At 62.1% G+C, this 22,334-nt stretch carries 15 protein-coding genes; 8 read left to right on the top strand and 7 right to left on the bottom strand.

Annotated features, from left to right (window positions below):
* Positions 1–84 precede the first annotated feature (84 nt).
* From ACYP2Q_RS21635 to ACYP2Q_RS21620, 4 genes are all read right to left on the bottom strand, one after another.
* Positions 85–498: an ANTAR domain-containing protein gene (locus tag ACYP2Q_RS21635; protein ID WP_459732362.1), complete on the bottom strand. Its 414-nt coding sequence runs from the start codon at positions 496–498 to the stop codon at positions 85–87.
* Between the two features lie 137 nt (positions 499–635).
* The gene (gene mgtA / locus ACYP2Q_RS21630) at positions 636–3,353 is read right to left on the bottom strand and encodes a magnesium-translocating P-type ATPase (RefSeq protein WP_459732361.1); all 2,718 of its coding nucleotides are present in this window, start codon (positions 3,351–3,353) and stop codon (positions 636–638) included.
* 221 nt (positions 3,354–3,574) lie between these two features.
* Positions 3,575–4,909 carry a lysine N(6)-hydroxylase/L-ornithine N(5)-oxygenase family protein gene (locus ACYP2Q_RS21625; RefSeq protein ID WP_459732360.1) on the bottom strand — a complete coding sequence of 445 codons (1,335 nt, stop codon included), beginning with the start codon at positions 4,907–4,909 and terminating at the stop codon, positions 3,575–3,577.
* Between the two features lie 145 nt (positions 4,910–5,054).
* Positions 5,055–5,537 carry a sigma-70 family RNA polymerase sigma factor gene (locus ACYP2Q_RS21620; RefSeq protein WP_008056197.1) on the bottom strand — a complete coding sequence of 161 codons (483 nt, stop codon included), beginning with the start codon at positions 5,535–5,537 and terminating at the stop codon, positions 5,055–5,057.
* A gap of 276 nt (positions 5,538–5,813) precedes the next feature.
* Here ACYP2Q_RS21620 and ACYP2Q_RS21615 point away from each other — a divergent pair, with 276 nt between their 5' ends.
* The 3 genes from ACYP2Q_RS21615 to ACYP2Q_RS21605 are packed head-to-tail and all read left to right on the top strand — an operon-like array spanning position 5,814 to position 10,362.
* Positions 5,814–6,986 carry an efflux RND transporter periplasmic adaptor subunit gene (locus ACYP2Q_RS21615; protein ID WP_459732359.1) on the top strand — a complete coding sequence of 391 codons (1,173 nt, stop codon included), beginning with the start codon at positions 5,814–5,816 and terminating at the stop codon, positions 6,984–6,986.
* Positions 6,987–8,960: a MacB family efflux pump subunit gene (locus ACYP2Q_RS21610; RefSeq protein ID WP_459732358.1), complete on the top strand. Its 1,974-nt coding sequence runs from the start codon at positions 6,987–6,989 to the stop codon at positions 8,958–8,960. It abuts the gene before it with no gap.
* Between the two features lie 7 nt (positions 8,961–8,967).
* Entirely contained in the window at positions 8,968–10,362 is a 1,395-nt protein-coding gene (locus ACYP2Q_RS21605) for an efflux transporter outer membrane subunit (RefSeq protein ID WP_459732357.1), read from the top strand.
* A 142-nt stretch (positions 10,363–10,504) separates the two neighbouring features.
* Here the strand turns inward: ACYP2Q_RS21605 and pvdP are convergent, their stop codons facing one another.
* The gene (gene pvdP / locus ACYP2Q_RS21600) at positions 10,505–12,124 is read right to left on the bottom strand and encodes a pyoverdine maturation tyrosinase PvdP (protein WP_459732356.1); all 1,620 of its coding nucleotides are present in this window, start codon (positions 12,122–12,124) and stop codon (positions 10,505–10,507) included.
* Between the two features lie 255 nt (positions 12,125–12,379).
* On the opposite strand from pvdP, the gene pvdM reads away from it, so the two are divergent.
* The 5 genes from pvdM (at position 12,380) to ACYP2Q_RS21575 (ending at position 20,555) form a co-directional block, all read left to right on the top strand.
* The gene (pvdM, locus tag ACYP2Q_RS21595; protein WP_459732355.1) at positions 12,380–13,729 is read left to right on the top strand and encodes a pyoverdine-tailoring dipeptidase-like protein PvdM; all 1,350 of its coding nucleotides are present in this window, start codon (positions 12,380–12,382) and stop codon (positions 13,727–13,729) included.
* Positions 13,730–13,758: 29 nt separating this feature from the next.
* Positions 13,759–15,039 (top strand): pyoverdine-tailoring periplasmic protein PvdN, encoded by a 1,281-nt coding sequence (gene pvdN / locus ACYP2Q_RS21590; RefSeq protein WP_459732354.1) that lies wholly within the window; start codon positions 13,759–13,761, stop codon positions 15,037–15,039.
* Positions 15,040–15,189: 150 nt separating this feature from the next.
* Entirely contained in the window at positions 15,190–16,065 is an 876-nt protein-coding gene (gene pvdO, locus ACYP2Q_RS21585) for a dihydropyoverdine dehydrogenase (RefSeq protein ID WP_459732353.1), read from the top strand.
* Between the two features lie 217 nt (positions 16,066–16,282).
* Complete coding sequence (locus ACYP2Q_RS21580) at positions 16,283–17,932, top strand: cyclic peptide export ABC transporter (RefSeq protein WP_459732352.1); 1,650 nt, start codon at positions 16,283–16,285, stop codon at positions 17,930–17,932.
* Between the two features lie 154 nt (positions 17,933–18,086).
* A complete protein-coding gene (locus ACYP2Q_RS21575) occupies positions 18,087–20,555 on the top strand; it encodes a TonB-dependent siderophore receptor (protein ID WP_459732351.1) in 2,469 nt (822 codons plus the stop codon).
* 71 nt (positions 20,556–20,626) lie between these two features.
* On the opposite strand, the gene ACYP2Q_RS21570 is transcribed toward ACYP2Q_RS21575, so the two are convergent.
* Positions 20,627–20,956, bottom strand: a complete 330-nt coding sequence (locus ACYP2Q_RS21570; RefSeq protein WP_459732350.1) for a DUF6124 family protein — start codon at positions 20,954–20,956, stop codon at positions 20,627–20,629.
* 380 nt (positions 20,957–21,336) lie between these two features.
* Positions 21,337–22,293, bottom strand: a complete 957-nt coding sequence (locus tag ACYP2Q_RS21565; protein ID WP_459732349.1) for an alpha/beta hydrolase — start codon at positions 22,291–22,293, stop codon at positions 21,337–21,339.
* Between the last annotated feature and the right edge of the window lie 41 nt (positions 22,294–22,334).

The following is a 22,334-nucleotide window of genomic DNA, read 5'->3' as shown; positions in this document are numbered from 1 at the left end:
TTCGGACACGGACGGTCCATGGGCAAGAACCCGGGTTGGACACAGTAGCTGCGCATAGACTCTTGCATGTAAAACCCGATCGAACTACCTGACAGAAATGACAGTTGCGACGAACGGTAGGGGTCGATCGATGATCGCCATCAACCGCTGGATCGTCACCAAATCTGGCAGCAAGGCATGGCTCACTTGAACTTTTTTCCGTTCACAGGCCGCTATCGGGCGCAGTTGCGCACCCTTTGCGTGGAATATCAGTGCGTGCGCCACCTGCCGGTTGTCGAGACAAAAATCCAGAAGGTCGAGCTTGCCTTCGGCCATGCCCGCATTGATGACCAGCAGATCGAAGGGCTCGCAACCATACTCGACCAGGTTCAAGAGTTCTTCGAGGCTTTGCACAGGCGCCACCCGAAAATAATCGAGCTGGTTGAACAGCCGCTCGATTTTCATCCGGTTGAAGTGTTGTGGGTCAGCGATCAGGATGCGTAAGGACTTGTTGGGCAACGTGCCCCCCCGGGTCAGATTAGTGAGGGGGGAAGGCTACGGAAGTCCCGGGTCGCGTTCTGTAGGAAAAATCCGAAATACCGCCCGCTTAGTCCGACGCTGGTGATTTCCTGCGCCAGCGAGGAAATCACCCTCTGCTATTGCCAACCAAACCGACGAATATAGAACCCTTTCACCGCCTGGGTCAGGCCCATGTACGCCAGCAGGATGACCGGCAGGAACAGGAAATACAGCGATGGCAACGCCTGCAGCTTGAAGTAGTGCGCCAGCGGCCCCATCGGCAGGAAAATCCCCACGGCCATGATGACCAAGGTCATCACCATCAGCGGCATCGCCGCGCGGCTTTGCAGGAACGGGATCTTCGGCGTACGGATCAGGTGCACGACCAATGTCTGGGTCAGCAATCCGACCACGAACCAGCCGGACTGGAACAAGGTCTGGTGTTCCGGGGTATTGGCGTCGAACACGTACCACATCAGCGCGAAGGTGCTGATGTCGAAGATCGAGCTGATCGGCCCGAAAAACAGCATGAACCGCCCGACATCCGCCGGCTGCCAGCGCTGCGGCTGCCTGAGCATTTGCTCATCGACGTTATCGAACGCAATGGCGGTCTGCGAAATGTCATAGAGCAGGTTCTGCACCAACAGGTGCATCGGCAGCATCGGCAGGAACGGAATGAACGCGCTGGCCACCAGCACCGAGAAGACGTTGCCGAAGTTGGAACTGGCGGTCATCTTGATGTACTTGAGCATGTTGGCGAAGGTCCGCCGTCCCTCCAGCACGCCCTCCTCCAGCACCATCAGGCTTTTTTCCAGGAGGATGATGTCTGCCGCTTCCTTGGCGATGTCCACGGCGCTGTCCACTGAAATGCCGATATCGGCGGTGCGCAGGGCCGCAGCGTCGTTGATGCCGTCGCCCATGAAACCGACCACATGGCCATTGCCCTTGAGCAGGCGCACAATGCGTTCCTTGTGCGACGGCGTCAGTCTGGCGAAGACGTTCGTGTGCTCCACGACTACCGCCAGTTCGGCGTCGCTCATGCGTTCGACATCGTTGCCCAGCAGCAGGCCTTGTTGCTCCAGGCCGACTTCGCGGCAGATTTTCGCCGTCACCAGTTCGTTATCGCCGGTGAGCACTTTTACCGCTACGCCATGGGCCGCCAGCGCCTTGAGGGCCGGGGCCGTGCTTTCTTTCGGCGGATCGAGGAACGCGACGTAACCGATCAGCGTCAGCGCCTGTTCATCAACCAGACTGTAGGTGCCTGCCCCCTCGAGCATCGGCCGTGCCGCTACCGCCACGACGCGCAAGCCCTCGGCGTTGAAGGTGGCCGTGACCTGACGAATGCGCGCCAGCAACTCTTCGCTCAAGGCTTCATTGACTGCGCCGTGACGCACCCGCGAGCAAACCGACAGCACTTCCTCCACCGCGCCTTTGCAGATCAGCAGAGGCGGTTGATCACCCGCGTCGACCACCACCGACATGCGCCGTCGGGTGAAGTCGAACGGGATTTCGTCGACCTTGCGAAACGCCGTGCCGACCTTCAGTTGCCGGTGAATTTCCACGTGTTCGAGCACTGCCACATCCAGCAGGTTTTTCAGCCCGGTCTGGTAGTAGCTGTTGAGGTAAGCCATTTCCAGTACGTCATCGCTGTCATTGCCCCAGACGTCGATACTGCGTGCCAGGAAGATCCTGTCCTGAGTCAGGGTGCCGGTCTTGTCGGTGCACAGCACATCCATGGCGCCGAAGTTCTGGATGGCGTCCAGGCGCTTGACGATGACTTTTTTGCGCGACAGAAACACCGCGCCCTTGGCCAGTGTCGAGGTCACGATCATCGGCAACATTTCCGGGGTCAGGCCGACGGCAATCGACAGGGCGAACAGCAGTGCCTGAGTCCAGTCGCCCTTGGTGAAGCCATTGATGAACAACACCAGCGGTGCCATGACGAACATGAAGCGGATCAATAACCAGCTGACTTTGTTGACCCCGGTCTGGAACGAGGTCGGTGCGCGGTCGGTGGCACCAACGCGCTGGGCCAGGGCACCGAAATAGGTGCTGTTGCCGGTGGTGAGGGTCAGCGCCATGGCCGTACCGGACACCACGTTGGTGCCCATGAACAGAATGTTGTCGAGGTCCAATGGGTTGACGGTGTCGCAGCCCTGCTGACGCGGGAATTTTTCCACCGGCATCGATTCACCGGTCATGGCCGCCTGGCTGACGAACAGGTCCTTGGCACTGAGTACCCGGCAATCGGCGGGAATCATGTCGCCGGCCGACAACAAAATCAGGTCCCCCGGCACCAGTTGCCTGATCGGTAATTCCAGGCGCTGCGCACTGTTGTTCTCCGGGTCTCGACGCAGCACTGTCGCGGTGTTGCTGACCATCGCCTGGAGCGCATCAGCGGCCTGGTTGGCTTTGCTTTCCTGCCAGAAGCGCAACAGGGTCGATAGCACCACCATGGAAAAAATCACGCTGGCAGCCTTCAGGTCTTCGGTCAGCCAGGAGATGACCGCCAGCAACGTCAGCAGCAGGTTGAACGGGTTCCTGTAGCAATGCCAGAGGTGCGTCCACCACGGCAGCGGCTGTTCATGCTCGACTTCGTTGAGCCCCCATTGCCCGCGCAATGCCTGGGCTTCAAGTTCGCTCAAGCCGTCGGTGTGGCTGCCCAGGGCGTCCAGTAAGCGGCCGCTGTCGCTGGACGCGGCGCGGACCAGGGTTTGCGCCAGGGTCGGCGGCACCTCACGACTGACCGTGGTGTCGGTGAAGTTTTCCAGCAGCGCCAGGCGACGGAAGTGTCGGGCGATGTGGCGGGTGCGCAGGAATCCGGCGAAGAATTCCTTGAGCAGGGTCAGGGTCATGGCAGCTCCCCCAGATCAGCCTCGTTTCTGCAGAGTAAACGCAGCGTTTAAGGACGTTGGGGGAATCGCGGGGTTCTTCAGGGAGGGTTCAGGAATCAAACGTTGTGGGGTTCTTCAGGGCCTCATCGCCAGCAGGCTGGCTCCCACAGTAGCCCTGCGAACACAGGTCAAATGTGGGAGCCAGCCTGCTGGCGATGGCGGCCTCACAGCCGCCAAATGTCTCAGCTGGCAGCCGCCAACAACAGATCCACCACCGAACGATGCCCACGGTTCTTGCCGTGGTCATACAACGACCCTGCGATCTCATCCGCCCGAATCGGCAGGATCGACAACAGCGTATCGCTCAAGCCATGGCTGGCCTGGCAGAAGCCCTGCATATAGATGCCGGCCTTGCAGCGTTCATCGGTGATCAACTTGTAGTTGCGGTCCACCTCGAAATCACCCAGGTACTGTTCCAGTGGAGCCAGCAGCTTGCGGTGCATCTGCCGCTCGTAACCGGTGGCCAATACCACGGCGTCGTAGTGGCGGACCGTGACTTCGCCTGTGGCATTGTTGCGCACCGCCAGTTCGATGCCACGCTCGGTGGCGCTGGCTTTTTCGATAGTGGTCAGGGTTCGGAACGCATGGCGAGCGATGCCCGAGACTTTCTGCCGGTAGAAAATCCCGTAGATGCGTTCGATCAGGTCGATGTCCACCACCGAATAGTTGGTGTTGTGGTATTCGTTGACCAGGCGCTCACGCTCGCTGCTCTCCTGCTGGAACACCAGGTCGGTGAACTCCGGCGAGAACACTTCGTTGACGAACGGGCTGTCGTCCGCCGGTTTCAGCGCCGAACCGCGCAGGATCATGTCGACCTGCACCGACGGGAAACTGTCGTTGAGGTCGATGAAGGCTTCCGCCGCGCTCTGCCCGCCGCCGATGATCGCGATGCTCATCGGCTGGTTGTTCACGCACGGCTGCTTGGCCATCTGCGCCAGGTATTGCGAATGGTGGAACACGCGCTGGTCGCCCTTGAGCGCCTTGAACGCCTCGGGAATACGCGGCGTGCCGCCCGCGCTGACCACCACCGAACGGGTGGTGCGCACATGTTGGTGCCCCGTGCTGTCGCGGGAAATTACCCGCAGCGCTTCGACCTGCTGGTTGTGCAGCACCGGTTCGATGGTCAGGACTTCTTCGCCATAACGGCTCTGTTTCTCGAATTGCGCAGCTACCCAGCGCAGGTAGTCGTTGTACTCCATGCGGCACGGATAGAAGGTGCCCAGGTTGATGAAGTCCACCAGGCGCCCATGAGCCTTGAGGTAATTGACGAACGAATAAGGGCTGGTCGGGTTGCGCAGGGTCACCAGGTCCTTGAGGAAGGAAATCTGCAGCTCGCTCTGGGTCGACAGGGTGTTTCCATGCCAGCTGTAGTTGGCTTGCTTGTCGAGAAACAGTACATCCAGCTCGCCCTGGGTCGGCCCGCGCTCTTGCAGGGCGATGGCCAGCGCCAGGTTCGAAGGGCCGAAACCAACGCCGATCAGGTCGTGAACGATGGGCGATGCAATTGCCTGTGTCATTTCCAGTGTCCTCTGGATAAGCCCCCGAGCGGCGGGGAGATAAGCCTAAGTGACCTGACCGGCCTTGAGCAGGACAGCAGGTCGTCTGTTGATTAGGAACGAGGACAGTGAAATAAAATTTAACAAGAACGGATGGATGCGAAGATCAATGGGCATCCCATTGGCGCATCCGCACCCGGCAATGCTTCATGGCATTGACGATGTGTTTTTCGACCAAGGCCTTGGAAATGCCCAGGTGTTCAGCGATCTGCGGGTGTGACAGGCCTTCGATCTTGCGCAGCAGGAAACTCTCGCGGCACAGGCGCGGCAATTCCGCCAACGCGCGCTGGAGCATGTCCAGGCGCTGGCCGTGATCGAGGCTGCTGAGGGGCGACGGGCTGAAATAACGCTCTTCGTTGTCGAGCACCTCCAGTGACTCGACCTGGCGCAACGCATTGCGCCGATGATCGTCGATCACCAGGTTCAAGGCCGTGCGATACAGGAATGCCCGGGGCTGCTCGATCGGCGTGTCGCTGGAGCGCTCCAGGACTCGCAGATAAGCGTCATGCACCACATCTTCGGCGACCTGGCGGTTGCCGAGCTTGGCGTTCAGGAAACACACCAGCTCTCGATAGTAGTTTTCCAACATGACTCCCGTCCGCACGGGTGCGGTTTCTGTCCTTGAGCCCGCTACTCGACCACAAAAGCAGGCAGTGGCACGATAGTGGCAGTTTGAGGTGCGTAATTTATAGTAATTCTCATATAGATTTAAAGTATTGCTTTGGCTTGCCCGACAAATAGTCATGGCCTACACGTGTAACGCCATATGTCCGGAGCTAAATTCCCCGCGGCTGTCCTCGTCTACAAGGACAGCTCCATGTCCCTGCCGGCTCCACGGCAGTGTTCAACTGCTTTGGAACCCTGCATGAAACGTCCCCGTCACACCCGACGCGCCCTGCTTGTAGCACTCAGCCTGATCCCCGTTATCGCCGTTGCGGCCTGGCAGTTCATCCCGCCAGGGCGCGACCAGTTCGCCACCGTGCAGGTCACCCGCGCCGACATCGAAAGCAGTGTCACGGCATTGGGAACCCTGCAACCCAGGCGTTATGTCGACGTCGGCGCCCAGGCATCGGGGCAGATTCAAAAGATCCATGTGGAAGTTGGTGACGTGGTCAAGGAAGGCCAGTTGCTAGTGGAAATCGACCCTTCCACGCAACAGGCCAAACTCGATGCCGGGCGCTTCTCCATCGAAAACCTCAAGGCGCAGCTCCAGGAGCAACGGGCGCAACACGACCTCGCCCAGCAGAAATACCAGCGCCAGCAGAACCTCAAGGCCGGCAACGCCACCCGCGAAGAAGACGTTCAGACCGCCCTGGCCGAACTGCGCGCCACCCAGGCGCGCATCGACATGTTCCAGGCGCAGATTCGCCAGGCCCAGGCCAGCCTGCGCAGCGACCAGGCCGAGCTTGGCTACACGCGGATCTACGCGCCGATGTCCGGCACCGTGGTCGCACTCGATGCCCGGGAAGGCCAGACCCTCAACGCCCAGCAGCAGACCCCGCTGATCCTGCGCATTGCCAAGCTGTCGCCGATGACCGTGTGGGCCGAGGTTTCCGAAGCTGACATCGGCCACGTCAAACCCGGCATGAACGCCTGGTTCACCACCCTCAGCGGCGGCAACCGACGCTGGAAAAGCACCGTGCGGCAGATCCTGCCCGTGCCGCCCAAACCCCTGGACCAGACCAGTCAGGGCGGCGGCAGCCCCGCCAGTTCGAGCAAAAGCGGCAGCGCGCGGGTGGTGCTGTACACCGTGCTGCTGGACGTCGACAACGCCGACAACGCGCTGATGGCGGAAATGACCACCCAGGTATTTTTCGTCGCAGACCAGGCGCAGAACGTGCTGACCGCACCGATCGCCGCCCTGCAGGCCGGCGCGCAAGCCGACAGCCAGACCGCGCAAGTGGTGGCAAAAAACGGCAGCATCGAACAGCGCAACGTGCGCACCGGCATCAGCGACCGCCTGCGGGTGCAGATCCTCGACGGCCTGCAGGAGGGTGATCACCTGTTGATCGGCCCGGCCGACGGGAGTGGCGGTTGAATGCAGACGCCCCTGATCTGCCTTTCGGACATCCGTAAAGCCTACGGCGGTGGCGACGCCCCTGAAGTCCACGTGTTGCGCGGCATCGACCTGTCGATCCATGCCGGCGAGTTCGTGGCGATCGTCGGCGCCTCCGGTTCCGGCAAGTCGACACTGATGAACATCCTCGGCTGCCTCGACCGCCCGACCTCGGGCGAATACCGTTTCGCCGGAGAGAATGTCGCCGGCCTGGACAGCGATGAACTGGCCTGGCTGCGCCGCGAAGCCTTTGGGTTCGTGTTCCAGGGTTACCACCTGATCCCGTCGGGCTCGGCCCAGGAAAACGTCGAGATGCCGGCGATCTATGCCGGCACTCCAGCGCCCGAACGCCATGCCCGCGCCGCGGCCCTGCTTGAACGCCTGGGCCTCGCCACGCGCACCGGCAATCGCCCGCATCAACTTTCTGGCGGCCAGCAGCAAAGAGTGTCCATCGCCCGCGCCTTGATGAACGGCGGCCACATCATCCTCGCCGACGAACCCACCGGCGCCCTCGACAGCCACAGCGGCAAGGAAGTCATGGCGCTGCTCGACGAGCTGGCGAGCCAGGGCCACGTGGTGATCCTGATCACCCACGACCGCGAAGTGGCAGCGCGGGCCAAGCGCATCATCGAGATCCGCGACGGCCTGATCATCAGCGACAGCGCCCGGGACAACCCCGCCGCGCAAACCTCGGCCAATCCCGGTGCGTTGCAGGCCGTGGACCTGCGCAAACGCCTGACTGAAGGCGCGCAAGCCAACGGCGCCTGGAAAGGCGAACTGGTCGACGCGGTGCAAGCCGCCTGGCGGGTGATGTGGATCAACAAGTTCCGCACCGCGCTGACCCTGCTGGGGATCATCATCGGCGTGGCGTCGGTGGTGGTAATGCTGGCAGTCGGCGAAGGCAGCAAGCGCCAGGTCATGGCCCAGATGGGCGCGTTCGGCTCCAATATCATTTATCTCAGCGGCTCTTCCCCTAACCCGCGAACGCCGCTGGGTATCGTCACCCTGGACGAAGTCAAGGCGGTGGCGAGCCTGCCCCAGGTGATGCGCATCATGCCGGTCAACGGCCAGGAAGCCGGGGTGCGTTTCGGCAACCTCGACCACCTGAGCTACGTCGGCGGCAACGACACCAACTTCCCGGCGATCTTCAACTGGCCGGTGGTCGAAGGCAGCTACTTCACCGAGGCCGATGAACAAAACGCCGCGGCGGTCGCGGTGATCGGCCACAAGGTGCGGACCAAACTGCTCAAGGACGTGGCCAATCCCATCGGCCAGTACATCCTGATCGAAAACGTGCCGTTCCAGGTGGTCGGCGTGCTGGCGGAAAAAGGTGCCAGCTCCGGCGACTCCGACAGCGACGATCGCATCGCCATCCCCTACTCCGCCGCCAGTGTCAGGCTGTTCGGCACCCACAACCCGGAATACATCGCCATTGCCGCGGCCGATGCGCGCAAGGTCAAGGAGACCGAACACGCCATCGAGCAATTGATGCTGCGCCTGCACAACGGCAAGAAGGATTTCGAGCTGACCAACAACGCAGCGATGATCCAGGCTGAAGCGCGTACGCAAAATACCCTGTCGCTGATGCTCGGTTCGATTGCCGCGATTTCGCTGCTGGTGGGTGGCATCGGCGTAATGAACATCATGCTCATGACCGTGCGCGAGCGCACCCGCGAGATCGGCATCCGCATGGCCACCGGCGCCCGCCAGCGGGACATCCTGCGCCAGTTCCTCACCGAAGCGGTGATGCTCTCGGTGGTCGGCGGCCTGGCCGGGATCGCCCTGGCACTGATCGTCGGCGGCGTGCTGATCCTCAGCGAAGTCGCGGTCGCGTTCTCCTTGATAGCGGTGCTGGGCGCGTTCGGCTGCGCCCTGGTCACCGGTGTTGTCTTCGGCTTCATGCCGGCCCGCAAAGCTGCCCGACTCGACCCGGTCACGGCCCTTACCAGTGAATGATCTCTCGATGAAGCCGCCACTCAGCCTATTGGCCCTCTGTTTGTTGCTCGCTGGCTGCGGCAGCCCCGCCCAGCGCCCGGACAGCGGCATAACGCCGCCCGCCGCCTGGCAATCGCCGCACACCGCCGGCGCCACCCGCGACAATCAGCAATGGTGGAACCGCTTCGGCAGCCCGCAACTGGGTCGCCTGATCGAACAGGCTCGGGCTGGCAGCTACGACCTGGCCGCCGCCATCGCCCGGGTGCGCCAGGCACAGGCGCAAACGGTGGTCGCCGCGGGCTCGCAACTGCCGGAGGTGAAAGCCGCGCTCAACGCCAACCGACAGAAACTACTGCGCGGCGATGGCTACAGCCAACTGGATGCGGACAGCGACAACAGCGCCGTCGATTACTTCAACGCCAGCCTCAGTGCCAGCTACGAAATCGATTTCTGGGGCGGCCAACGCGCCTCCCGTGACAGCGCGCAATTCGCCTTGCAAGCCAGCGAGTTCGATCAGGCGACGGTGGAGCTGACGTTGCTCAGCGGCGTCGCCAACACTTATGCGCAAGCCTTGTCGTTGCAGGAGCAGAGTCGCATTGCCGAGCTGAACCTGGCCAACGCGCAGAACGTCTTGAAACTGGTGCAGACCCGCTTCGACTCAGGCTCCGCGACCGCGTTGGAACTGGCCCAGCAAAAAAGCCTGGTAGCGGCGCAACAGCGGCAACTGCCGCTGGTGCAACAACAGGCCACCGACGCACAGATCAGCCTCGCCACCCTGCTCGGCCGCCCGGTGCAGGAACTGGCGCTGGGCCAGGAACACTTCGATCAGCTGTCCTGGCCCGCCATCGACGCTGGCGTGCCCAGTGAATTACTCAGCCGCCGCCCGGACATCGCCCGGGCCGAAGCGCAACTGGCCGCCGCCCAGGCCGACGTCACCGTCGCCCGCGCCGCGATGTTGCCGACCGTGACCCTGAGCGCGGAAATTGGCTCTGGCGCCGACCGTGCCCACGACATCCTGCGCAGCCCGTTCTACAACCTCACCGCTGGGCTGCTGGCACCGGTGTTCAACAACGGGCGCCTGGGCGCCCAACGCGACAAGGCTTTGGGCCGCCAGGAAGAACTGCTGGAGACCTATCGCGGGGCGATCATCAATGGTTTCGCCGATGTGGAAAAAGCCCTCAACAGCATTCGTAGGCTGGATGAGCAGCGGCAGTGGCAAAGCGAGGAACTGAGCCAGGCGCAGACCGCGTTCGACATTGCGCAGAGCCGTTATGAGGCAGGGGCCGAGGATTTGCTGACGGTGCTGGAGACCCAGCGTACGCTGTATGCGGCGCAGGATTTGAATGTGCAGCTGCGGCTGTCGCGGATGCAGGCGAGTATTGCGTTGTACAAGGCGCTTGGGGGTGGGTGGCAGGCCTTGTGATCGTGATATTTGCGCAATACCTGTAGGAGCTGGCTTGCCAGCGAAGAGGCCGGCACATCCAATATCAATATCTCCTGTCTGGCCGCCTTCGCTGGCAAGCCAGCTCCTTAGGTTTTTTGTGTGCCGCATGGTTGGGGTGCGGTTAACTCGAAACCGTCTTGGCCTTCAGATTGCGCGCATACCAAGGCCGCTGCGGGACCTTGCGGAACAGATCCGCGAGCTTCTTTTCATCCTCGCCAAAGGTAATGCGCAACGCCAGCTTCATGGTCTCCGGGTCCATCTCCACCGACTTACCCGCCTGCAACCCCGGCGTGGTGCTACAACCATGGGTACCCGGCCCCAGCCACGGGTCATCGATCTCGACCCAACGCCCCGCCGCGAACCACTGCACGCCATTGACCTCAAGCCGACTCACCTGCCCCGGATGAAAACGCTCATGGGCGCGGAACCAGTCTTCCAGGCGATCGTCGATCCAGCCGTGGAAATGCCAGAATACCGGGTTCACATGGGACGAGAACGGATCGCCGAGGAAGTCGTTTTCCGGCGCATACCAGCGCGCGGAAAAGTCCGCCGGATCCCGGGCGAACGGCACCGGCTGGCCGTTGGACGGATCGCGCGGCACCGAGGCCCAACGCATGTGCAGCCAGTCGTGCAGGCCCAATTCGACCTCTGAGCCGAACTGCCCCAGGGTCAGCTTCGACAGGTAGCGCGGGTCGCGGTACTGCGACTCCCAGACCTGGAAATTGCTGTGGTAGGTTTCGGCGGTCTTGATGTCGCTGACCCATTGCGAATACTCGTCATCGTCTTCGGCCAGCCAGGTCGGCGGCAGCGCCGTACCGTCGTGGTTGTCGAAATAATGGGCGAAGCCGATGCGGTCCCGGGCCAGCTCCGGTTGCGGCAAGGGAAACTGCGTCCAGGACGGCAAGTCCATCATCGACCGCGCCGTGCCGAGCATGTGCCGGTGCATGAAGAAAAAGTCCACCCCCGAGCCGTTGCGATCCTTGCGCTTGCCCCGGGCGTCACGCTCCTTGTCCCGCGGCCCGGGCTGCCAACCGATGCCGCGCAAGGCGTTGCGCTTGTCTTCGGGCAGGGTGTGCCACTTGTCCCGGGACGCATGCCAGAGCTGGTGGAACAACCGATGTTCCTGGGACGTCAGCCAGGCCAGCAGCGGTGGATTCAGACCGGTTCGCTCGCGGGCTTCGGGGAATACCTTCTTGACCGCGACGAAGCGATTGTCCTGGGCTGTCAGCATCAAGGGACGATCCAGATCCAGCACGCGCCCACTGAGGCTACCGCTGCCGGCATTGCCGAATCCGGCCCAGACTTCATCCAGCGCCATGCTGAATTCGTAGTCACAGCTGCCACCGGCGCTGAGCAAGCGCCAACTCAACTGCGCCGGCTTGACCCCGGCCACATCACCCAGTACCCGATAGCGCGGCGCGTCGCTGGAACGCAAACGCTCGGCGGTGTCGAGAAAGCCAATCAGGCCACGACCCTTGTGGCCGATGTCGAGAAACAGCTCCAGCCCGTCCCGGGGCAAGCCTTCAAGCCCTGCATCGCGACCTTCGAAACGGATCTGCCAGACACCGCGCAGCGTATCCGCCAGGCGTTGGCCAGCGACATCCGCCACATCGAACGACGCCTCGCCGGGGGTGATCGTCGGGTCCGGCTTCGTCCATTCGCGATGCCCATAAAAAGCCGCGGGCACGGCAGCGCCGGTCAGCGCCAGGCCTGCCATGAACCATCGTCGAGAAATCGTCATTGCCCTACCTGTGTCAGCCATGAAGCAGGCTTTATCCAAGCTAGAACGTTTGTTGCCTCGGAGAATTTAAGAGCTTCGCTGCGATGCGGCGTCCCGACAAGCCAGCTCCTACAAAGGATGCAGTCTACTGTAGGAGCTGGCTTGCCAGCGAAGGGGCCCGCGCCAACACTAAATTTTCCGTTCGATCACTCGTTCCCCCCAGATAGCAAAGGCCCCCGCGCCTGCACCTCGAAGGCGAACCTGACTGAGACGGCAATGACAAAACCACGTTCGAAAAAGGCTCTTTTCATCGGCCTGCCGCTGGCCCTGGCGATCAGCGCGGGTGCAGGCTTTGCGGCCTGGGACTACTGGTTCAAGGACAATCCCGGCTACCCGGTCAAGGTGATGAAGCAGGCCGATCAACTGCATGAGCGCCTTCTCTCGTTCGACAGCCATATCACCATCCCCATGGACTTCGGCACCGCCGGCAATGAAGCCGACAAGGACGGCAGCGGCCAGTTCGACCTGGTCAAGAGCGGGCGCGGACGCCTGTCCGGCGCGGCCCTGACGATTTTCGGCTGGCCGGAAATCTGGAACGGCGCCAACGCGCCGCACCGCCCCACCGCCGGGTTCATCGAAGAGGCACGCTTCGAACAGGAAACCCGCTACAAAATCATCAGCGCCCTGGTGCGTGACTTCCCCAATCAGGCCGCCATCGCCTACACCCCCGACGATTTCCGCCGCCTGCATGGCGAAGGCAAGTTCGCGATCTTCATGAGCATGCTCAACGCCTACCCGCTGGGCAACGACCTCAATGCCCTGGACCAATGGGCGGCGCGGGGCATGCGCATGTTCGGCTTCAGTTATGTGGGCAACAACGCCTGGGCCGATTCGTCCAGGCCATTGCCGTTCTTCAACGATTCGCGGGATGCCCTCGGCGGACTCTCGGACATCGGCAAGCAGGCCGTGCACCGTCTCAACGACCTCGGCGTGATCATCGATGTGTCGCAGATGTCGACCAAGGCCCTGGAGCAAGTGGCCCGCTTGAGCCGCACGCCGATGGTGGCCTCGCACTCCGCCCCGCGCGCCCTGGTGGACATCCCGCGCAACCTCAGCGACCACGAAATGCAGTTGATCAAGGACAGCGGCGGCGTGGTGCAGATTGTCGGTTTCCCGACCTACATCCGCCCGCTGAGCCAGGCCACCCAGGACAAACTCAACGCCCTGCGTGCGCGTTTCGACCTGCAGCCACTGCAAGGCCTGGAGATGGCGTTGATGCCGGGCGATCCGATCATCACCGTGTGGTCTGAACAACGGTTCGGCGAATACGCCAGCCAGCTCTACGCCATCGTCGACGAAGAACCCAAGGCCACCCTCAAGGACTACGGCGACGCGATCGACTACGCGGTGAAGAAAATCGGCATCGATCATGTCGGCATCAGTTCCGACTTCAACGATGGCGGCGGCCTGGATGGCTGGAAGGACGTCAGCGAGGCGCGCAACGTGACCGCCGAGCTGATCAGTCGCGGCTACAGCGAGGCCGATATCGCCAAGCTCTGGGGCGGCAACTTCCTGCGGGTCTGGGACCAGGTAGAGAAATCCGCCCGCCCCGTCGCCAAAAACTGATGCCTCTTTTGCCAAGCGAAGCCCGAGCCATGACCAACCGTCGTTTATTCCTCAAGCAGGCCGGCCTACTCGCCGCCGGCCTGCCCCTGGCTGCTGGCGTGAACCTGCCAGCTTTGGCCGGCAATCCACAGCCCTTGCCCAAGGGCAAATGGGCGCAATTGCGCTCGCTGTTCAATCAGGACCCGGACTACCTGCATTTCGCCAATTTCCTCGTCACCTCGCACCCCACGCCGGTGCGCAACGCGATCGACATGCACCGCGCCAACATCGACCGCAACCCTGGCCGGGCCATGGACTGGGACCTGCAGGAAACCGAGAAACGCGAGCACAACGTGCGGGTCTGGGCCGGACGTTACCTCAATGCCAAACCTGGGCAGATCGCGCTGACCGGCAGCACCACCGAAGGCCTGGCGATGATCTACGGCGGCATTCATGTGCGCCCGGACCAGGAAATCCTGGTCAGCGAACACGAACATTACTCCACCAACTACACCCTGGAGTTCCGTCAGCAACGCCAGGGCACCAAGGTGCGCAAGCTCAAGCTGTTCGACAACAGCCGCGACATTTCCGTGGATGAAGTGCTCGACTCGATCGCCAAGGGCATCCGCCCCGAAACCCGCGTGCTGGGCATGACCTGGGTGCAATCGGGCAGCGGCGTGAAACTGCCGATCGGCGAAATCGGCAAGCTGGTCGAAGAGCAGAACCGCAAGCGCGACGAGAAAGACCAGATCCTGTATGTGGTCGACGGGGTGCACGGTTTTGGCGTCGAGGACCTCGAGTTTCCCGACATGCACTGCGACTTCTTCATCGCCGGCACCCACAAATGGATGTTCGGCCCCCGGGGTACCGGGATCATCTGCGCCCGTTCCGCCGAGGTCAGGGACGTCACGCCGATCATTCCGACCTTCAGCGAATCCACCGACTTCGCGACCATCATGACCCCGGGCGGCTATCACAGCTTCGAACATCGCTGGGCCGCGGACGAAGCGTTCAAGCTGCACCTGGACCTGGGCAAGGCCGAGGTCCAGGCGCGCATTCATGAGCTCAACAGCTATGCCAAGAACCGCCTGCTGGAACAGCCGCGGATCGAACTGGTCACGCCAAGAAGCCTGCAACTGTCCGCCGGTTTCACCTTCTTCCGCATCAAGGACCAGGACTGCGAAAAAGTCGCCAGCCAACTGATGCAAAGCCGCGTGGTCTGCGACTCGGTGGACCGCGACGTCGGCCCGGTGATCCGCATCGCGCCCGGGCTGCTCAACAACGAACACGAAATCGACCGCTTCATGGGGTTGCTCAACAAAACGGCCTGACGCTGCCTGCAACCCTGTAATGCCTGGCACCGACCGCTTTTGTAGGAGCCCGGCTTGCCGGCGAAGGCGCCCTTGAGATCGCCTTCGCCGGCAAGCCGGGCTCCTACAGGTACCGGTTTCGCCTCCGTTTTTCTTTGATCGAGATGACTCATGAACAGTGATCTGCTGTCTCCCCTCAAGGCTCTGGCCCTGACCGCCCTCATGGCCGGCCTGCTACCGTCCGCCGCGCAGGCCGCCACTGCCCCGCCACCGGGCAAGGTATTCAAGGACTGCAAGAACTGCCCCGAAATGGTCGTGCTGCCCGCCGGAACCTTCACCATGGGCACCCCCGATGACGAAGTCGGCCGCGAGCCCGATGAAGGTCCGATGCACGACGTCACGTTCGCCAAGCCATTCGCCATGAGCCGCTTCCAGATCACCGCCGGTGAGTGGGGCAGCTATGTGAAGGAAAGCGGCGTGACCATCGCCAACGGCGATACCCGCCCCGGCCGCGAGTGCGTCGCCAGCAAGCCGCGCTACCCGCAGAGCCCGCGACAACCTGCGGTGTGCATGAACTTCGATGACGTAAAGAACTACGTCGCCTGGCTGTCGAAGAAGACCGGGCAGAAGTACAGCATGGTCAGCGAGGCCCAGCGTGAATACGCCGCACGCGGCGACACCAAAGGCCCGTTCCCCTTCCCGTTCGATGAAGGCAAGGGATACAGCATCGCCAAGCACGCCAACACCTACGGCCCGGCCGACGGCTACAGCTACAGCTCGCCGGTGGGCAGCTACCCACCGAACGCCTTCGGCATGTACGACATGCACGGCAACGTCTATGAATGGGTCGAGGATTGCGAACACCCGAACTACGTCGGCGCCCCCACCGACGGCAGCGCCTGGCTGGAAGCCAACTGCGAAGCCGTGCGCATCCGCGGCAACGACTGGGGTGAAGCCCCGGTGTTCTCCCGCTCAGGCAACCGCAACAGCCAGTACCCGCAGGAGCGCGGCGACTGGATGGGCTTTCGCGTAGTGCGCGAGCTCTAAGGCGCACCACTTTCCCCCTGTGGGAGCCAGCCTGCTGGCGATGACGACTTTTCAGTCAATAAAGATGTCGACTGACCGTCCGCCATCGCCAGCAGGCTGGCTCCCACAGGGTATTGTGGTGTCAGCAGCCCCGCCGCCAGTCGGCGCCTGTCTAAATTAACCCCTCGACCAGACGTTCTACTGGGTATCTGCCTTCCGACCCAAGGAACCGTCTTCCATGACCCAGCCCACCCGCGGCGCCATCGGCGAACTGTTCGCCCTGCTCAAACCCTTTCGACTCATTGTCGCCGCGTCCATTTTCCTGGGCATGGTCGGCGGCCTGAGCGTCACGGTGTTGCTGGCGACCATCAACAATGCCCTGCATTCGGACAGCGGCCTGACCCAGGGCGTGGTCGCGCTGTTCGCCGGCCTGTGCCTGCTGGCGCTGGCCAGTTCGATCTGTTCGGACATCGGCACCAACTACGTCGGCCAGCACATCATCGCCAAGCTGCGCAAACAGCTGGGCGAGAAAGTGCTGTCGGCGCCGATCGAACAGATCGAGCGTTATCGCAGCCATCGCCTGATCCCGGTGCTGACCCACGACGTCGACACCATCAGCGACTTCGCCTTCGCCTTCGCACCGCTGGCGATTTCCGTCACCGTGACCCTGGGTTGCATGGGCTACCTGGCGATCCTGTCGTGGCCGATGTTCCTGATCATGGTCGCCGCGATCCTCATCGGCACCGCCATCCAGGCCTATGCCCAGAGCAAGGGCGTGCAAGGTTTCATGGCCGCCCGCGAGGCTGAAGACGAGCTGCAGAAGCACTACAACGCGATTGCCGAAGGCGCCAAGGAACTGCGCATTCACCGCCCGCGCCGCCAGCGCATGTTCACCGCAGGCATCAAGGGCACCGCCGAATTCATCTGCAATACCCAGGTGCGTTCGATCAACACCTTCGTCATCGCCAAGACCTTCGGCTCGATGCTGTTCTTCGTGGTCATCGGCCTGGCCCTGGCCCTGCAAACCTTCTGGCCGAGCGCCGACAAGACCGTGATGAGCGGCTTCGTGCTGGTGCTGCTGTACATGAAAGGCCCGCTGGAGCACTTGATCAGCACCCTGCCGATCGTCAGCCGCGCGCAGATCGCCTTCCGCCGCATCGCTGAACTGTCCGAACAATTTTCCACCCCCGAAGCCCATTTGCTGCTCAGCGACCAGGGCCAGGTCAAACAGGCCGTGCATGAACTGCAACTGGCGGACGTGCGCTACGCCTTCCCGTCGGTCGACGGTGCCGCGCCGTTCCAGCTGGGCCCGGTCAACCTGTCGATCAAGCAGGGCGACATCACCTTCATCGTCGGCGAGAACGGCTGCGGCAAGACCACCCTGATCAAGTTGCTGCTGGGCCTGTACACCCCGCAACAGGGGCAGATCCGGGTCAACGGCGAGGCGATCGATGCACAGAACCGCGACGACTATCGCCAGCTGTTCACCACCATCTTTGCCGACTACTACCTGTTCGACGACGTGGTCCAGGGCGATACGCACATCCCCGAAGACGCCAACAAGTACCTGCAGCGCCTGGAGATCGCGCACAAGGTCAGCGTCAAGGACGGCAACTTCACCACCACCGACCTGTCCACCGGCCAGCGCAAGCGCCTGGCGCTGGTCAATGCCTGGCTGGAAGAGCGTCCGGTGCTGGTGTTCGACGAGTGGGCGGCCGACCAGGACCCGACCTTCCGCAGGATTTTCTACACCGAGCTGCTGCCGGACCTCAAGCGCCTGGGCAAGACCATCATCGTGATCTCCCACGATGACCGTTACTTCGATGTCGCCGACCAACTGGTGCGCATGGAAAGCGGACGGGTCGTCACCGAGCTGACAACCGCCTGATCAAGACTGGCTCCCACAGGTTTTTGCGCAGGTTTCAACCTTCGAAAAATTATTTTTCCGGTTTCTTTCCGGTTTCCTGTCAGTGCTCCGTCTTAATAATCATTCCCATTAACAAAAACTTCACAAAACACTTTTTCAGGAGCACAGGCAAGTAATGCGATCTCTTCCACGCCGCACACCTCTCGCGCTGGCCGTACAGCGCCCGTCACTGCATAAAACCCTGTTGACCAGCGTGCTGCTGACCGCCACCTTGCTGGGGAGCTCGATGGCCAATGCGGCACCTGTGAAAGTCAGTATTTCGGTTCAGCCGCTGTCCAGCGCCCTGACCCAACTGGGCATGCAGACCAACCTGCAGATCCTCTACAGCCCGGATCAGGTGGCCGGTATCAAGTCCCGTGCGGTGTCCGGTTCGCTGGAGCCTTCCGCGGCCCTGGCCGAGATGCTCAAGGGCACCGGCATTTCGTTCCAGATCAACGGCAACAGCGTGACGCTGGTATCCGGCGGCTCGTCGAGCCTGCAACTGGGCGCCACCACCATTTCCGGCCAGGCCCTGGGCCTGACCACCGAAGGCACCGACTCCTACACCACGGGTGCGACCACCACCGCCACCAAGCTGCCGTTGACCATTCGCGAAACGCCGCAATCGGTGACCGTGGTAACCCGTCAGCAGATGGACGACCGCGGCGTGACCAGCGTCGCCGACGCGCTGCGCAACACCCCGGGTATCACCACCCAGAAATACGACAGCGACCGTACCGAGTTTTCCGCCCGAGGCTTTGCCATCACCAACTTTCAGTACGATGGCGTCAACCTTCCCTACGACGGCGTCTACGGTGAAAACCCCAACAACAGCGATGACGCTGCCAGTCTCGATCACATCGAAGTCATCAAGGGCGCGACGGGCCTGATGACCGGCGCCGGCGACCCGGCGGCCACGGTCAACCTGATCCGCAAGAAACCGACCAAGGAATTCAAGGCCTCGGTCAGCGCCACTGCCGGTTATTGGGACAACTACCGTACCGAAGGCGACGTCTCCGGCTCGTTGAACGATACCGGCAGCGTGCGCGGTCGCTTCGTTGGCGCCCTGCAGGACAAAGATTCGTACATCGACCACTACAGCCAGAAGAAAGACCTGTACTACGGCGTCCTCGAAGCCGACCTGACCGACGACACCCTGCTGACCCTGGGCGTCGACAAGTCCAGCGCCACCCCGCGCGGCAGTTCCTGGACCGGTAACACGGTTTACTACGCCGACGGCGGCAAAACCGACTTCTCCCGCGGCTTCAACCCGGGCGCCGACTGGAGCCGTCGTGACTTCGACAGCACCACCTACTTCGCAAACCTGGAACAAGCGCTGGCCAACGACTGGAAACTCAAGGTCAGCCTCGACCAGAAAACCACCGATCACGATACCCAACTGGCCTCGGCCAGCGGCGGTTACCCGGACCGCGACACCGGCGAAGGCATGTTCTTTTACCAGGGGCACTGGGAAGGCCATCGCGTGCAGAACACCGCTGACGTGAACGTCTCCGGCCCTTTCAGCCTGGGCGGCCGCGAACATGAACTGGTGGCGGGTTTCATGACCTCCCACTCCCGTCAGACTGGCGCAAACTATGGTACCCCCACCGACTCCGATGGACTGGTACCGGGCAACATCTTTGACTGGAAAGGCCATATCGCGAAACCGGACTTTCCGAAAAACGGCAAGTACGAACGCACCCAAAGCCAGAACGGCGCTTACCTGGCCACCCGCCTGCGCCCGACCGACGACCTGTCGTTCATCCTTGGCGGCCGCGTCAGTACCTACAAGTACAACGAGGATTACACCTACTACCCGGGCGCCGGCCTCGCCGACACCCACGCCAGCTACAAGGAACACGGCGTCGTCACGCCATACGCCGGTGTAGTCTATGACCTGAACGATACCTACTCGGCCTACGCCAGCTACACCAGCATCTACCAGCCACAGATCTACAAGGACGCCAGCGGCAAGACCCTGGACCCGGTTGAGGGCGACAGCTACGAGACCGGCCTGAAAGCGGCCTACTTCGAAGGCAAGCTGAATGCCAACCTGGCCTTCTTCCGCATCGAGCAGGACAACGTCGCCCAGTACGTCACCACCGACACCACCACCGGCCAGGACGTCTACAAACCCACCTCCGGCGCCACCACCAACGGCGTGGAATTGGAAATGGCCGGCGAACTGGCCCAGGACTGGAACGTATCGGCCGGCTACACCTATGCCCGTACCCGCGACAAGGATCACCAGCGCATCTACGGCTTCCCGCTGGCCACCAGCAAACCTGAACATGTGGTGCGCACCTTCACCACCTACCGCCTGCCCGGCGCACTGGACCAGGTCACCATCGGCGGCGGCGTCAGCTGGCAGAGCGCGTTCTACGGCCAGAGCTTCAGCCCTACCGACGGCAGCACCTCGCTCAAGCAAGGTGGCTACACCCTCGTCGACCTGATGACCCGGTATGAATACGACGATCACCTGAGCTTCACCGTCAACGCCAACAACGTCTTCGACAAACGCTACCTGACCGGCCTTGGTAACTTCGGCACCACCTTCTACGGCGAACCGCGCAACATGCAGGTCACCGCGAAGTACGACTTCTGAGTCTCTTAAGCTGAATTGAAAAATGCCCGCCTCTCACGATGCGGGCATTTTTATTAAAATCAAAAGATCTTCTATCCCGCCGGATCAATCCGATCCAACGCCCGATTCACCGCCAGCTCTCCGAGCATAATCACCTGGGCAATCCCCAACAGCGAATTGCGGCCAGTCCCCTGCATATGATCCGCCAGATCCAAAGCCATGACATTGGCCGAAGCCAGCGACTCACAGGCGTGGGCCAGCAGGGTTTCGACATCGAGTTCAGGGTTGACGATGAACATGCTGCAGAGTTTGCGTGGGGTGGCGTTGATGTCGGCGGCTGAGGGGATGGGGTCATTTGAGTCGGAATTTTCTGACGAGGATGTCGGATCGGTGTCCGGCGGATTAGGTGTCACCTTGAACATGAGGGTGTTTTCTCCAGAGAGAGCCACGACCATCTCGCTACTACACGAAAGGGTGGTAGCTGTGCGCAAGTTAGTAGACCGGTAAAGTCACCCAAAACCCGGCGCGCCCGAGGGCGCCATGCGCACAGCCACCATCAAGTGCAGGCATATGCCTGACTGAATGACACCTGTACAACCGAGGATAACTAGCCGGGCTACTAAACCCGATCACTGACAATCAGTGACCCGATCCACTTTCAAACACGTTCACGAAACCCTTGTAGGAGCTGGCTTGCCAGCGAAAGCGGCGTATCAGCAACATTGATGTCGACTGACACAACGCCATCGCTGGCAAGCCAGCTCCTACAGGTGGGTTGCGGTGTCTGTAGGAAATCGGCAACTCACAATCGCGAACGCACCCACCCCGCCACTTCCCCATGAATCCCTGAAACCTCCCCCAACAACCCCGCCATCCGCAAGAAGTCGTGAGTCATACCCGGCTGCTCCAGCAACGTCACCTCATTCCCCGCCGCCCGCAACCGCTCGGCATACGCCAGCCCTTCGTCACGCAACGGGTCATAACCGGCCAGGTACACCAGCGCCGGGGCCACGCCCGACAGGTCTTCGGCCAGCAGCGGCGAGCAGCGCCAGTCGGCCAGGTCTTGGGGGGTGCGGGCGTAGTGGGTGTAGAACCAGTCAAGGGTCGGGGTTTCCAGCAGGTAACCCTCGGCGAAATCCCGGTGTGAGGCGCGGTGGGTGGTGGCGTCGGTAACGGGGTATACCAGCAGTTGTGCCTTGGGTTTCAATGCCAGTTCCTGTGGCTCTCTAACGGCGATGATCGACAGCACCGTGGCCAGTGTCGCGCCGACGCTGTCGCCGGCCAGAGCCACCCGGGTGGCGTCCAGGCCGCGGGTTGCGCCTTCGCGCATTAGCCAGTTGCCGGCGTCGCAGGCGTCCTGTACCGGGGTCGGGAAGCGCCATTCTGGGGCCAGGCGATAATCCACGGTCAGCACGGCGAAACCGCCCTGGGCCGCCAGGCGACGGCACAGGGCGTCGTGGGAGTCGAGGCTGCCGACCACGTAGCCGCCGCCGTGGAAATAGAGCATCACTGGTTGCAGGGCTTCGACGGTTTGGCCGTTGCGATACAGGCGTGCGGCGAGGCTGTGGCCGTCGCGGGCGGGGATGGTGAAGTTGTCGCAAGCGATGTTGTCCAGCGGTACATCGAGGAAGCCGGAAGATGCTTCGAAGTCAATCCGCGCCTGTTGCGGGGTCTGTTCGTGCATCGGGCGACTTTTGCCGGTCAGGCGGCCGAACTCGGCGAGTTCGAGGAAAGCTTCAAGTTCTGGCAGTACGGCCATGGGGCGGATCCTTTGCGCAAGAAGGTAGATGTAATCAACGC

It is taken from the genome of Pseudomonas sp. MHK4, assembly GCF_054600775.1.
The sequence above is the reverse complement of the archived record's forward strand: the minus strand, read 5'-3'. Positions and strand labels throughout refer to the sequence as shown.

Bases quoted from the DNA above. Each gene is read 5' to 3' on its own strand.
- ACYP2Q_RS21625 (WP_459732360.1), bottom strand. From the start codon at position 4,909: ATGACACAGGCAATTGCATCGCCCATCGTTCACGACCTGATCGGCGTT.
- pvdP (WP_459732356.1), bottom strand. From the start codon at position 12,124: ATGACGATTTCTCGACGATGGTTCATGGCAGGCCTGGCGCTGACCGGC.
- pvdO (WP_459732353.1), top strand. From the start codon at position 15,190: ATGAACAGTGATCTGCTGTCTCCCCTCAAGGCTCTGGCCCTGACCGCC.
- ACYP2Q_RS21565 (WP_459732349.1), bottom strand. From the start codon at position 22,293: ATGGCCGTACTGCCAGAACTTGAAGCTTTCCTCGAACTCGCCGAGTTC.
- ACYP2Q_RS21615 (WP_459732359.1), top strand. From the start codon at position 5,814: ATGAAACGTCCCCGTCACACCCGACGCGCCCTGCTTGTAGCACTCAGC.
- ACYP2Q_RS21580 (WP_459732352.1), top strand. From the start codon at position 16,283: ATGACCCAGCCCACCCGCGGCGCCATCGGCGAACTGTTCGCCCTGCTC.
- ACYP2Q_RS21605 (WP_459732357.1), top strand. From the start codon at position 8,968: ATGAAGCCGCCACTCAGCCTATTGGCCCTCTGTTTGTTGCTCGCTGGC.
- mgtA (WP_459732361.1), bottom strand. From the start codon at position 3,353: ATGACCCTGACCCTGCTCAAGGAATTCTTCGCCGGATTCCTGCGCACC.
- ACYP2Q_RS21570 (WP_459732350.1), bottom strand. From the start codon at position 20,956: ATGTTCAAGGTGACACCTAATCCGCCGGACACCGATCCGACATCCTCG.
- pvdN (WP_459732354.1), top strand. From the start codon at position 13,759: ATGACCAACCGTCGTTTATTCCTCAAGCAGGCCGGCCTACTCGCCGCC.
- ACYP2Q_RS21575 (WP_459732351.1), top strand. From the start codon at position 18,087: ATGCGATCTCTTCCACGCCGCACACCTCTCGCGCTGGCCGTACAGCGC.
- ACYP2Q_RS21610 (WP_459732358.1), top strand. From the start codon at position 6,987: ATGCAGACGCCCCTGATCTGCCTTTCGGACATCCGTAAAGCCTACGGC.
- pvdM (WP_459732355.1), top strand. From the start codon at position 12,380: ATGACAAAACCACGTTCGAAAAAGGCTCTTTTCATCGGCCTGCCGCTG.
- ACYP2Q_RS21620 (WP_008056197.1), bottom strand. From the start codon at position 5,537: ATGTTGGAAAACTACTATCGAGAGCTGGTGTGTTTCCTGAACGCCAAG.